Genomic DNA, 12104 nt, shown 5'->3' on the forward strand with positions numbered 1-12104 from the left:
GAGCTAGACGCCCCAGTCGGCGGCCTGCATCTCGCGCAGGCGGCTGGCGGTGCGCTCGAATTCGAAGGCGCCGGTGCCTTCCAGATACAACCGTTCGGGCATATCCGCGGCCGAGGCGATCAGGCGAACCTTCGCCTCGTAAAGCGCGTCGATCAGCGTGACGAACCGCTTGGCCTCGTTGTAGTTTTCGGCCGAAAGCTGCGGGATATCCTCCAGGATCAGAACCCGCAGGGCCTGGGCAATGGCCAGATAGTCCGCAGGTCCAAGGGGCTTGGCGCAAAGGTCCCAGAAGGTTGCCCGCCCGATGCCGTTGGCAAAGCGCGGCAGAACCAATTCGCGGCCGTTGACCTGCAGAGTCAGGGGGGCGGCCGGGGCGCCGCCGGTCAGGTCGGTCCAGATCGCGGCGATCTGCGTCGTGGCGCTGCGGGCCGGGTGGAAATAGACCTGCGCCCCCGCGAGACGATGCTGGCGATAGTCGGTGGGGCTTTCCAGTTCCACCACTTGCAGCCGGTCCTCCAGCATCGCGATGAAGGGCAGGAAGATGCCACGGTTGAGGCCGTTCAGGTACAGGTCCTTGGGCGGCCGGTTCGAAGTAGTAACCACCACTACCCCCGCCGCGAACAGCTTTTCGAACAGGCGGCCCACGATCATCGCATCGGCGATGTCGGTGATCTGCATCTCGTCAAAAGCCAGAAGCCGGACCTCACGGATCACCGCCTCGGCCACCGGGGCCAAGGGGTCCTCGACCCCCTGCTTGCGGGCGGCGTGAATGCCGCGCTGGATCTCTTGCATGAAGGCGTGGAAATGCACCCGGCGCTTTTGCGGGATCGCCGTGGCCTCGGTAAAAAGGTCCATCAGCATGGACTTGCCGCGCCCGACCCCGCCCCACAGATACATGCCCTTCGGCGGGGTGATCGGCCGGGCGAACAGGCCCGCGAACAGCCCGACACGGCGGGTCGCGTTCTCTTCCAGCCACAGGCGGATGGCCTCCAGCGGGGCCAGGACGGCGTGTTGGGCCGGGTCGGGCCGCAGGGTCCCCTCTGCCACCCGGGCCTCATAGATTTCGGTCAAGGTCCGGCGCATCACAAGGGGGCGAGGATCAGGTCCTCGGGGCCCTGGATCGGGGCGGACAGCCCGGCGACAAGCAGCCGCGACCACAGCCCCTGTACCGCACGCGGGGCCGAGGGGGGTTGGAAAAGCTCGATCACCGCGCCGTGGAAGGCAAGAAAGCGGACGGGGATCACGCCCTCGGGGCGCTGCAGGTTCACGGCGGCCGTCAGGCGCGCACCTTGTGTGACGAAGAAGTCCTGCATGGCCACAAGGTCATGGCAGGGGATGCCGACATGGTCGTGCCCGACCGCTGCCGGTGCCCCGGTGACGCGCTGGCACAACTCGATCCGGGCGCCTTCGGGGCCGGCCAGGTAGACGAAGCGGAGGCCGTCCTCCCAGAATTCCGGGATCAGTTCTGGCCCCTTGGGAGTGATCGCTGCATCCAGCGCAATCCCTTTCGCGGCCAGCGCCGCCACCGCCGCGTCGATATCCGGGACCGTCAGCGCCAGATGGTCGATCCGGCCATGACCCTGCGGCTGCCCCTCGACCAGCCGCAGCGATTGCGAGCTCAGCCGCCAAAGCCCGCCATCAGACTGAAAGCCGAAACTCTCCAGAACCTTGGCCCCAGTTTCAGGCGATTGCAGGGTAAGTTCAGGAACCAGCACCGTCAGCCCCCTAGCCGAACGTCAGCGGATCGGGACCGCAGCGGCTGCCCTCGTCCAGCGTAGCGATGGCGGCCATTTCCTCGGGCAAAAGCTCCCAACCGAAGAGATCGAGGTTTTCGGCCTGCCCTTCGGCCCGGGTCGAGCGCGGGATGACCGACAGGCCCAACTGCACATGCCAGCGCAGGATCACTTGCGCCGGGGTCTTGCCGGTGCGGACCGCAGCGGCCTGGATCGGTGCCGCGTCGAAGCTGCGGCCCTGGCCAAGCGGCGTCCAGCTTTGCGTGACGATCCCCATCCGGTCATGCAATGCGCGCAGCTCTGCCTGTTGCAGCCGGGGGTTCAGCTCGATCTGGTTCAGCACCGGGACCACGCCGGTTTCCTGCACCAGACGTTCAAGATGCTGGCCCATGAAGTTCGACACGCCGATGGACCGGACCCGCCCCTCTTCGCGCAGCCGGATCAGGGCGCGCCATGTGTCCAGATAGCGGTCCTTTGCCGGGACAGGCCAGTGGATCAGGCACAGTTCGACCCGTTCCATCCCCAAACGCGCAAGGCTTGCCTCGACCGCACGCAGCGTCGCGTCATAGCCCTGATCGTCGTTCCAGACCTTGGTGGTGACGAAGATCTCGTCCCGCGGCACATCACTGTCGCGAACACCGGCGCCCAGGCCTTCTTCGTTCCCATAGATCGCCGCACCGTCGATCAGCCGATAGCCCAACCCAAGCGCCTGCGCGACCGTCGCCGCCGTGGAGGCTGCCGGAACCTGCCAGACGCCAAGGCCAAGCTGGGGAATGGAATGGCCGTCGTTCAGCCGAAGTCGTGCTGGGGGCATTGGGTGTCCTGAAACTGTCGGGCCGAGAAAGGGCCAAACCGCCCCCCATGGCAAGAGCAAATCAACCCGCCGGTTGGCGCAATCCCAGGATGGCGCGCGCGGTCTGCCAGTCGGCCACCGGGCGCTCGTAACGCGCGCAAAGCTCGACCACCCGGCGCACGAGGGCGGCGTTTGAAGGCGCCAGCCGGTCACGATCCAGCCGCACGTTATCCTCCAGCCCGGTGCGCGCATGGCCGCCCGAGGCCACGGCCCAGTCGTTCAGCACGATCTGCTGCGGTCCGATCCCGGCGGCGCACCAAGGGGCATCGGGGCCGAAAAGGCGGTGAACCGTGCGAATGTAATAGTCGAACACGTCCCGGTCGGCGGGCATGGCGTTCTTGACGCCCATGACGAACTGCACATAGGGCGTCCCCTTGATCTGGCCCTTCTGCTGCATCTCGTGCGCCTTCAAGATGTGCGACAGATCAAAGCACTCCAGCTCCGGCTTCACGTCGTACTTCAGCATCTCGGCCGCCAGCCAGTCGATCAGGTCCGGCGGGTTCTCATAGACGCGGGTGGGAAAGTTGTTCGACCCCGTGGTCAGCGAGGCCATGTCCGGCCGCAGCGGCAGCATCCCCCCGCGTGCCTGCCCTGCCCCGGACCGACCCCCGGTCGAAAGCTGGACGATCAGGCCGGGACAATGCTTTTCCAACCCCTCTTTCAGCCGGGCAAATCGTTCGGGGTCCGAGGTCGGCTTCCCCTCGGCGTCGCGGACGTGGCAATGGGCAATGGTGGCGCCGGCCTCGAACGCCTCATGCGTCGACTCGATCTGCTCGGCAATCGTGATCGGCACTGCCGGGTTGTTCTCTTTCGTCGGCAACGAGCCGGTGATGGCGACGCAGATGATGCAGGGCTTGCCGGCGTGGGGGTTCGTCATGGGTTGGCTTTCGTCAGGCGCGATGATCGCGATCATACCGAGGCGGCCCTGCCGGAAGAATGCGAAACCCGTCGGGCTTCATGTCTTTTCGTTATGATCCTGCGCCCAGGGGCCATGCGGCCGATCCAGCCCATCCAACCGTTCGAACCCGTGCAGCCCGAAGAAATCGCGTTGCCCCTGGATCATGTTGGCCGTCCCGCGCGCGGTCCGCATCATGTCGAACCAGGCCAGCCCCGCGCCCAGCGCCGGAAGGGCCAAGCCATGCAATGCCCCCGCCGCCACCACCCGGCGCAAGGCCGGCATCGTGTCGCGAAGAAGGTCGGCGAAGAATGGCTTCAGCATCAGGTTCCGCCCGGGTTCTTCGGCCAGGGCGGATGCCATGTCGTTCAGCATCGCGGACCGGATGATGCAACCCGCCCGCCAGACCCGCGCGATGGCGGGACGATCAAGGGCCCAGCCGAACTGCTGCCCTGCCGCCGTCATCATCGCGAAGCCCTGCGCATAGCACAGGATCTTGCCCGCAATCAGCGCATTCTCAAGGTCCTCAAGTGTCAGACCGGCAGACAGCGGCTGCGGTGCGGGGCCATAGAGTGCCTCGCCCGCCGCCCGCTCTGCCCGCCGGGCCGAGACGTTGCGGGCCATCACCGCCGCCTCAATCACCGGGATCGGCGCGCCCAGATCCTGCGCCTCGATCGCGGTCCAGCGCCCGGTGCCCTTTTGCCCAGCCGCGTCGACGATCATGTCCAAAAGCGGCCCACCCGTCACGGGATCGCTCGCCCCCGCCACCTCGGCCGAGATCTCGACGAGATATGACCGCAACAGGCCCCGGTTCCAGCCGGCAAAGGTCTTGGCAATGGCGGGCGCTTCCAGTCCAAGGCCATCGCGCAGGACGCCGTAGGTCTCGGCGATCATCTGCATGTCGGCATATTCGATCCCGTTGTGGACGGCCTTGACGAAATGTCCCGCCCCGTCCGGGCCCAGATGGGCCGCGCAGGGGGTGCCATCCTCGGCCCGGGCGGCAATCGCCTGAAGGACGGGGGCGACCTGCGCCCAATCCCCCGCCGTGCCGCCCGCCATGATGGACGGCCCATGCCGCGCCCCGTCTTCCCCGCCGGAGACACCGATCCCCATGAAGCGGAACGGCAGACCGCCACGCGCCCGACGGTTGGTATCGTGGAAATTGGCGTTTCCCGCGTCGATCACCAGGTCCTCGGGTCGCAGCAAGGGGGCAAGAGCCGCCAGTTGGTCATCCACGGCTTGCCCGGCGGGGACCATCAGGATGATTGCCCGCGGCCCCTGCATCGCTGCCACCAGATCGGACAGCGTGGCAGCGGGGACGATCCGCTGCGCCAGCGCCCCTGCCTGGGCATGGAACGCCTGCGTCACAGAGCCTGTGCGGTTCCAGACCGCGATGGGAAAGCCCTTCTCGGCAATATTCATGGCCAGCGCGGCCCCCATGGTCCCCAGGCCGATCAACCCGATCTGCGGTTTGCTCATTGCGTCCCGATCCTTTCCATCTTCCGGCCCAGGCCAACGTGGCGCTGGCTTGGTCGTTCCTATCCAGCCATGGCGGGCAAGCGGACCGTGACCGCCAGGCCAATGCCGTCGGCGCCACGATCCAGCGCCATCTCGGCCTGCAAGGCCCGTGCGATTTCGGCCACGATGTGCAAGCCCAGCCCGTGCGTCCCAAGCCGCGCCTCTTCGGCCGCGCGGTCGGGCGTAAGCCGGCCTTTCAGCGTCTCAAGTGTCGCATCAGGCAAGGCGGGGCCGGTATCCTCGACGCGCAGGCAGGGTCCGGGTCCGACGTGCACGGTCACGACGGTCCGTTCGGGCGAATGATTCAAGGCATTACCGACCAGGTTGCGCAGAAGTTCTTCCAGCAGAACCTCCTCGCTCCATGCCAGCAGTTGGTCGGGGCCGTCATAGCCCAGGTCCTGATGGCGGCGCATTGCCTGCGGCAGCAGGTCAGCCGTGACGTTGCGCGCCAGGGCCGCCACGTCCACGGTCTGAAGCTGTGGCCTGGTCCCCGTCGCCTCGACCCGCGCCAGAAGCAGGACCTGTTGCAGCACACGCTCGATCCTGATCAACGCGGCGTCTGCCTTCGTCAGGGCCTCAGGGCGCTGGGTATCGCGCGAGGACATGGCGATCTGCGTTCGGGCGACCGTCAGCGGGGTGCGGATCTGATGATTGGCATTGCTGGCAAAATTCTGCAGCGCCGTCATGGCCTTGGCCAACCGGGACAGAAAGCCGTTCAACGCGTCCAGCACCGGGCGCAATTCGTCCGGGGCCTCGGCCCGGATCGGGGTCAGGTCGTGCGGCTCCCGCGCGGCGATGGCGCGGGACAGGCGATCCAGCGGCCGCAGCGCATAGGTGGCCACCGTCCAGGCAACCAGCGCGGCCCCGGCGATCAGCCCCGCGATCCGCAGCGCCGACCGGGTCAGGATCGATGTTGCGAGGGCCTCCCGCGCCCGGGTGGTCTCTGCAACGGTGACCGTGAAGGGCAAGGTGCCTTCGCCGGTGGTCAGTTCTCGCTGAAGCGTCGCCGTGCGGATCGGCAAGGTCTTGTAGCTGGCATCCGCCAGAGCAGTGTCCTCGTCCGTCGGGACCGGAATCGGGGAAAGATCCTGGTATCCCGTCAGGGTACCTGCGGGCCCGTCCACGCGGTAGAAAACCTGGTCCTGCGCGGTCGAGGACAGCATGTCGAGAGCTGAGAAGGGAATCGAGATGGCCAGCCGCCCTTCGGCGTCGACACTGACCCCTTCGGCGATGGCCATGGCCGACCCGATCAGGACGCGGTCGGACACCTCGCGCGCGGTGCGCAACGCCTCGATCCGGGTGTCGACAAGCGCCAGAGCCCCGATAGCGGCTGTGGCAAGGACCAACCAGACCAGGATCGTTCGGCGCAGCGAGGCGGGGCGGTCAGCCACCAGGACGCTCCAGCAAATAGCCCAGGCCGCGGGCCGTGCGCAGCGTCAGCCCGTGGGGTTGCAGCCGTCGGCGTAGGCGGCTGACATATTGCTCGATCGCATTGTCGGACAGGCTGTCGTCCAACGAGGTCAGCGACTGCACGATCGCGTCCTTGCCGACGACACGGCCGGCACGCAGGAAGAACAGCTCCAGCAGGGCCAATTCCCGGGGTGGCAGGTCAAGCTGGTCGTCGCCGGCGTGAAAGCGGCGGGACGCCATGTCGAAGCGGACCGCCCCGATCTGCAGTTCGGAAGCATGGTGCCCAGCCTGCCGACGCAGGATCGACCGGACGCGGGCCTCGAACTCGCCCACATCGAAAGGTTTCACCATGTAGTCATCCGCCCCGAGGTCCAGCCCCGCGACCCGTTCGGCAGGTTCGCCTCGGGCGGTCAGGATCAGGATCGGAACCGGGTTCTTCCTGCCCCGCAACGAGCGCAGGACGGACAGCCCATCCTTTTCCGGCAGGTTGAGGTCCAGGATCACAAGATCGAACCGCTCTGCCCCGATCAACGCCTCGGCCGACAGTCCGTCATGGGTGACGTCCAGCGCATAGCCCGCGCCAAGCAGAAGCGCGGTCAGCGCCTCGGCCAGGGGCAGGTCATCCTCGACAAGCAGGATTCGCATCCTGGCAGCGTAAGGCATGAGGTTACGGTTACGGAAGAGAGATTGGCGCAAGGCTTGGACTGCTCGTCGATGACTTCGTCACTCCTCGAAGGTTCCCGACGAGAAGACGCAGTCGCACGAGGAGGGGCGGTTGTCGCAGCGCGGGGGATGCGGTTAGGCTGGACCGATGCGCATGATGCTGGCCTTGCTGACCCTGGTTGCCCTGCCGCTTCAGGCAGAGGTGGTGGTCTTTCCCGCGCCTCAGCCGGCCGGGCGCGAGCTTGTCGTGTATTCTTCCCTCGACTCTCCCTTGGCCCGGCCGCTGGTCGAGGCGTTCCAGACGGTTCGACCGGATATCGCCGTGCGCTATGTGGACCTGCTGACCGGCGAGATTGCGCAGCGTGTGACGGACGAAACCGATGCCGGACAGCCTACGGCGGATCTGGTGTTCTCTTCGGCGATGGATGTCACGGTAAAGCTGGCCAATGACGGCTACGCACGCGAAGCGAGGGTGGCGGCAGCCGCAGTCTGGCCGGATTGGGCGGCGTGGCGCAGCATGGTCTTTGCCCTGACGTTCGAGCCTGGGGTGATCGTCTACCACCGCCCTTCCTTCCCGAACGGACCGCCGGACACACGGGCCGCGCTGATGGACTGGCTGGACACGGCCCCAAAGGGGGTGATCGGGACCTATGACATCTCCCGTTCGGCCGTGGGCTACCTGTATCTGATGCGGGACATGGAACATTTCGCCGATCTCTGGCCACTGGTCCGGGCGATGGGACGGGCCGGGGTGCAGACCTATCCAACCTCGCAGGATGTGATCGACGGCGTCAATTCGGGCAAGTTGCACCTGGGCTACAATGTGCTGGGATCTTACGCGGCTGACCAGGCCGCCCGGCTGCCAAATATCGGGTTGGTCCTGCCGCGTGACTATGTCGTGGTGATCAGCCGGGTGGCGCTGGTGCCACGCGCCGCCGCGAACCCGGAGTTGGGTGAGGCTTTCCTCGCTTTCCTCATGTCGCGCGACGGGCAGACGGTGCTGGCCGAGAGGCTGCGCCTGCCCGCCGTCAGCCTGGAGGTGCGCGGCAAGGACTCGGCCGCCGCGATGCAAGAGGCGCTTGGGGCGAAGCTTCGGCCGGTGGCTGTTTCGCCGGGGCTTCTGGCCTATCTGGACGCGGCCAGTCGGGCGCAGGTGCTGGCCCAGTGGAATGCCGCATTGGAAGGCAGCGAGTAGCTGTCAGGTTCGTGACAGGTTGGCATGCTTTGCTGCACCTGTTCCGGGGAGGGAGCCCCGGCAGATTCGGCGACTTCGGTTGCCACTAAGGGAGGAAACCAGATGAAACATGCATTCCTTGGCGTGGCCTTCGCGGCTGCGCTGGCTGTTCCGGCTTTTGCGCAGGACTACACGATCATGGCCCCCGCCAACCCTGGCGGCGGCTGGGATGGCACAGCGCGCGCCATGCAAGAGGTCCTGCAGGCCGAAGGCATCGCGCCGTCGGTCGAAGTGACCAACGTTCCGGGCGCGGGCGGTACCGTAGGCCTGGCACAGTTCGTTGCCGACAGCGCGGGCGATCCGACGAAGCTGATCGTCGGCGGGTATGTGATGGTGGGCGCGATCCTGACCAACGGCGCGCCGGTGACGCTCAAGGATGTTACCCCCATCGCGCGGCTGACGGGCGACACGCAGGCAATCGTCGTGCCTGCGGCTTCGGACATCCAGACCCTGGGCGATCTGGTCGAAAAGCTGAAGGCCGATCCGGGCGCGGTCAGCTGGGCTGGCGGCTCGGCGGGCGGCACGGACCACATCACCGTGGGTCTGCTGGCCAAGGCAGCGGGCGTTGACCCGACCAAGATCAACTATGTCGCCTTCTCGGGCGGCGGCGAGGCGATGGCGGCGATCCTGGGCAACCAGGTGACGGCAGGCGTGTCGTCCGTCGGCGAATTCGCCGAGCAGGTGAAGGCCGGGACCATGCGGCTTTTGGCGGTCTCCTCGGCCGAGCGGCTGGAAGGCATCGACGCGCCGACCATCAAGGAAGCGGGCTTCGACGTCGTTGTCGAGAACTGGCGGATGGTTGCGGCAGCCCCCGGTCTTACACCCGAACAGGTGGCCAAGATCAGCGCCGACATGGAAAAGCTGAACGCCAGCGCCGGCTGGACGAAGATGCTGGCCGACAAGGGCTGGACCAACACCTATCTCGCCGGAGACGCCTTCGCTGCCCAACTGGACGCGGACATCGCCGCGACCGAGACGGTGCTGCGCGACATCGGACTGGTCAAGTGAGTCAGGGGGTCTCCCCCGAACGCCGCCCCCGTTGGGCGGCGTTCATCATTGCGGCGGGTCTTGCCGGGCTGGCGGCGCTTCTACTGATCGATGCGGCAGGTCTGAAACAGGATGGCGGCTATGCCGGTGTCGGGCCAGGCGACGTGCCGCGGATCGTCGCCTATGGCCTGCTGGTGCTGGCGGTGCTGACTGTGCTGTCCGGCTTGAAGGGCAACCTGCCGCGCCCGCCACGTCAAGCCCCCGCCCCTGTGTTGTGGATCCTGGGGGGCCTTGGACTGCAACTGGCACTGCTGCATGTCGTGGGTTTCATCGTTTCGGGCGCGATCCTGTTCGGCATGACCGCGCGCGGCTTCGGGCAACGGCCTTTGTGGAAAGCGGTGGCCGTAGGGCTGGTGCTTGCGCTGGTGATCTATGGCGTCTTTGACCGGCTTTTGCAGCTGAACCTGCCAGCGGGACCGCTGGAGCGGCTGATCTTCAGGGGATAGCGCGATGGAAAGCTTTTCGTTGTTGATGCAGGGTCTGTCGGCGGCGATGGACCCGTTGATCCTGATGTACGCATTGATCGGGGTAACCCTTGGCACTGCCGTCGGAGTGCTGCCCGGGATCGGGCCAGCGTTGACGGTGGCTTTGCTGCTGCCAGTGACCTATGGGCTGGACCCCGCCGGATCGCTGATCATGTTTGCGGGGATCTACTACGGCGGCATGTATGGCGGGTCGACGACCTCGATCCTGCTCAACACACCGGGGGAAAGCGCGTCCATCGTCACCGCTATCGAAGGCAACCAGATGGCCCGGCAGGGACGCGGGGGCCCGGCACTGGCAACTGCGGCGATCGGCAGCTTCGTGGCGGGGTTGATTGCAACGCTGCTTCTGGCTTTCCTTGCACCGCAGGTGGTGAAGCTGGCGCTGACGCTTGGTCCGCGCGAGTATTTTGCCCTGATGGTTCTGGCGTTTGTCACTGTATCGGCAACCTTCGGCGACAGCGCGCTGCGTGGCCTGACGTCGCTTTTCATCGGCCTCGCGCTCGCCTGCGTCGGCATCGACGGCCTTACCGGTGCTGCACGCCTGACTTACGGCGTTCCGCAGCTGATGGACGGGATCGAGACCACGACGCTCGCCGTCGCCCTGTTCGCAATTGGAGAGGCGCTGGCCGTAGCGGCGATGCTGACGCCCCCCGACGGGATGCACAAGGTCAAGGGATCGGTGCGGATGACGGCGCAGGACTGGGGTCGGTCCTGGAAAGCCTGGCTGCGCGGCACGTTCATCGGTTTTCCCATCGGCTCGATGCCCGCAGGGGGCGCGGATGTAGCGTCGTTTCTGTCCTATGCCGCAGAGCGCAAGCTGACCAAGCACCCGGAGGAGTTCGGCAAGGGCGCCATTGAGGGCGTCGCGGGGCCGGAAGCTGCAAACAACGCCGCCGCCGCCGGGACGCTGGTGCCGCTGCTGACCCTCGGCCTGCCGACGACGGCAACGGCAGCGATCATGCTTGCGGGGTTTCAGCAATTCGGCTTGCAGCCGGGGCCGCTTCTGTTCGTGATGAATGCCGAGCTGGTCTGGACGCTGATCGCAAGCCTTTTGATCGCCAACCTGATGCTGGTGGTCCTGAACCTACCGTTGATCGGTCTGTGGATCCGCCTTCTGTCGATCCCCCGCCCGTGGCTGTATGGCGGCATCCTCTTGTTCGCGACGCTTGGCACCATCGGGGTCAATCCTTCGCCGGTGGAACTGGGAATGCTGATCCTGTTCGGCCTGATGGGATATGGAATGCGTCTCTACGGCTATCCGATTGCGCCGGTCGTGGTAGGGCTGATCCTGGGACCAATGGCCGAACAGCAACTGCGACGGGCACTGGCAATCGCTCAGGGTGACTGGACGACGTTGGTCGCGACCCCGGTATCCGCCACACTACTGGGTATTTCGGCTGTGTTCCTGTTTGTACCAATGCTGATGCGGCTGCGCGGACGTGGGCAAGTACTAAGCCAGGTCGCGGGGGATGCGGACTAACGTCGACAGACCTGTGGCGGTGAGGTCAGCGGGATTCGTCCACGCACCAGGCTGGCCGAAGCTGATTGGACAGTTAGAGGTCTGGTGTTCAGTTCTGGCATTTGGTGAATCGGTTTTGGGACAAATTGTTCCGGCTCCGATGTTCAGGTCTTGCGGATGCAGTCGTAAGGCGGGAGGACGTTCACGCTCTCCCGTCTCCACACCAAGTTGCATGGGAATCCATCGTGATCCTGTTGCGCAGCTGCTCGGCGAACTGGATGCCAGTATCGGTTAGAATGGCGTGACAGGGCAGGGCATCGAACGCCATATCCGGTCGCCCCCCCACAGCCGTGAAGGGACCGCGCTGTTCTGGTTGAACCGCTCGGTGGCGCTGTATCTTCTGTCGTTCGGTCAACCGCGGCAGGACGATCTACTCGCCTTGTTGGATCAGGTGCAGGAGGAGATCGTGCCCGGGGCGCTGGCCCAACTGCAGATCAGCCTTCGTCCCGAGTGAGTGCGGTCTTTTGCTGTTTTCGCTCGTTCCAAAGCCGCTCCGCCCCGTATCCGCCTGATCTTGCACGCGGAATTCGTCCGCTTGTTGACCTATTGCTGACCCGCGGTTTGGAACGCAAAAAGCCCCACCAGATGGCGGGGCGCATGCGCTTGATAACATAGGAAGATTTGGTTGCGGGGGCAGGATTTGAACCTGCGGCCTTCAGGTTATGAGCCTGACGAGCTACCGGGCTGCTCCACCCCGCGCCAGGGTATGTCCGGGGTTATCCGGAGGGGTAATTGTATCGTTTTTGA

12 protein-coding genes and 1 tRNA gene are annotated in these 12104 nt (G+C 65.8%); 5 read left to right on the forward strand and 8 right to left on the reverse strand.

Features of this window, described 5'->3' with window-relative positions; all coding sequences use genetic code 11:
• Positions 1–3: 3 nt before the first annotated feature.
• From zapE to CXR42_RS16225, 7 genes are all read right to left on the reverse strand, one after another.
• Positions 4–1083, reverse strand: a complete 1080-nt coding sequence (gene zapE, locus CXR42_RS16195; RefSeq protein WP_103258611.1) for a cell division protein ZapE — start codon at positions 1081–1083, stop codon at positions 4–6.
• Positions 1083–1715, reverse strand: a complete 633-nt coding sequence (locus tag CXR42_RS16200) for a VOC family protein (RefSeq protein ID WP_103258612.1) — start codon at positions 1713–1715, stop codon at positions 1083–1085. Before CXR42_RS16200 ends, zapE begins: the two co-directional genes overlap by 1 nt.
• Positions 1716–1725: 10 nt before the next feature.
• Entirely contained in the window at positions 1726–2547 is an 822-nt protein-coding gene (locus CXR42_RS16205; RefSeq protein ID WP_103258613.1) for an aldo/keto reductase, read from the reverse strand.
• 61 nt (positions 2548–2608) lie between these two features.
• Complete coding sequence (locus tag CXR42_RS16210; protein WP_103258653.1) at positions 2609–3463, reverse strand: 3-oxoadipate:acetyl-CoA acetyltransferase; 855 nt, start codon at positions 3461–3463, stop codon at positions 2609–2611.
• A gap of 78 nt (positions 3464–3541) precedes the next feature.
• Positions 3542–4960: an NADP-dependent phosphogluconate dehydrogenase gene (gene gndA / locus CXR42_RS16215; RefSeq protein WP_103258614.1), complete on the reverse strand. Its 1419-nt coding sequence runs from the start codon at positions 4958–4960 to the stop codon at positions 3542–3544.
• Positions 4961–5019: 59 nt separating this feature from the next.
• Positions 5020–6390 carry a sensor histidine kinase gene (locus CXR42_RS16220; RefSeq protein WP_219727959.1) on the reverse strand — a complete coding sequence of 457 codons (1371 nt, stop codon included), beginning with the start codon at positions 6388–6390 and terminating at the stop codon, positions 5020–5022.
• Positions 6383–7054 (reverse strand): response regulator, encoded by a 672-nt coding sequence (locus CXR42_RS16225; RefSeq protein WP_103258616.1) that lies wholly within the window; start codon positions 7052–7054, stop codon positions 6383–6385. The genes CXR42_RS16220 and CXR42_RS16225 overlap by 8 nt, the downstream gene beginning before the upstream one ends.
• Before the next feature lie 172 nt (positions 7055–7226).
• On the opposite strand from CXR42_RS16225, the gene CXR42_RS16230 reads away from it, so the two are divergent.
• The 5 genes from CXR42_RS16230 (at position 7227) to CXR42_RS16250 (ending at position 11811) form a co-directional block, all read left to right on the forward strand.
• Complete coding sequence (locus CXR42_RS16230; RefSeq protein ID WP_245875467.1) at positions 7227–8267, forward strand: ABC transporter substrate-binding protein; 1041 nt, start codon at positions 7227–7229, stop codon at positions 8265–8267.
• Positions 8268–8369: 102 nt separating this feature from the next.
• On the forward strand, positions 8370–9314 hold the full coding sequence (locus tag CXR42_RS16235) for a tripartite tricarboxylate transporter substrate binding protein (RefSeq protein WP_103258618.1): 945 nt from the start codon (positions 8370–8372) through the stop codon (positions 9312–9314).
• The gene (locus CXR42_RS16240) at positions 9311–9799 is read left to right on the forward strand and encodes a tripartite tricarboxylate transporter TctB family protein (RefSeq protein WP_103258619.1); all 489 of its coding nucleotides are present in this window, start codon (positions 9311–9313) and stop codon (positions 9797–9799) included. Before CXR42_RS16235 ends, CXR42_RS16240 begins: the two co-directional genes overlap by 4 nt.
• 4 nt (positions 9800–9803) lie before the next feature.
• Positions 9804–11318 (forward strand): tripartite tricarboxylate transporter permease, encoded by a 1515-nt coding sequence (locus CXR42_RS16245; RefSeq protein ID WP_103258620.1) that lies wholly within the window; start codon positions 9804–9806, stop codon positions 11316–11318.
• A gap of 280 nt (positions 11319–11598) precedes the next feature.
• Positions 11599–11811, forward strand: coding sequence for a hypothetical protein (locus CXR42_RS16250; protein ID WP_103258621.1), 213 nt, complete (start codon positions 11599–11601; stop codon positions 11809–11811).
• 168 nt (positions 11812–11979) lie between these two features.
• Here the strand turns inward: CXR42_RS16250 and CXR42_RS16255 are convergent.
• Positions 11980–12056, reverse strand: a tRNA-Met gene (locus CXR42_RS16255).
• Positions 12057–12104 lie beyond the last annotated feature (48 nt).

The organism is Tabrizicola aquatica (assembly GCF_002900975.1).
Lineage (GTDB): Bacteria > Pseudomonadota > Alphaproteobacteria > Rhodobacterales > Rhodobacteraceae > Tabrizicola > Tabrizicola aquatica.

What these genes read in the sequence shown, in the direction of transcription:
- zapE (WP_103258611.1), bottom strand. Translation starts at nt 1,083, where the DNA reads ATGCGCCGGACCTTGACCGAAATCTATGAGGCCCGGGTGGCAGAGGGG.
- CXR42_RS16205 (WP_103258613.1), bottom strand. Translation starts at nt 2,547, where the DNA reads ATGCCCCCAGCACGACTTCGGCTGAACGACGGCCATTCCATTCCCCAG.
- CXR42_RS16210 (WP_103258653.1), bottom strand. Translation starts at nt 3,463, where the DNA reads ATGACGAACCCCCACGCCGGCAAGCCCTGCATCATCTGCGTCGCCATC.
- gndA (WP_103258614.1), bottom strand. Translation starts at nt 4,960, where the DNA reads ATGAGCAAACCGCAGATCGGGTTGATCGGCCTGGGGACCATGGGGGCC.
- CXR42_RS16225 (WP_103258616.1), bottom strand. Translation starts at nt 7,054, where the DNA reads ATGCGAATCCTGCTTGTCGAGGATGACCTGCCCCTGGCCGAGGCGCTG.
- CXR42_RS16230 (WP_245875467.1), top strand. Translation starts at nt 7,227, where the DNA reads ATGATGCTGGCCTTGCTGACCCTGGTTGCCCTGCCGCTTCAGGCAGAG.
- CXR42_RS16235 (WP_103258618.1), top strand. Translation starts at nt 8,370, where the DNA reads ATGAAACATGCATTCCTTGGCGTGGCCTTCGCGGCTGCGCTGGCTGTT.
- CXR42_RS16245 (WP_103258620.1), top strand. Translation starts at nt 9,804, where the DNA reads ATGGAAAGCTTTTCGTTGTTGATGCAGGGTCTGTCGGCGGCGATGGAC.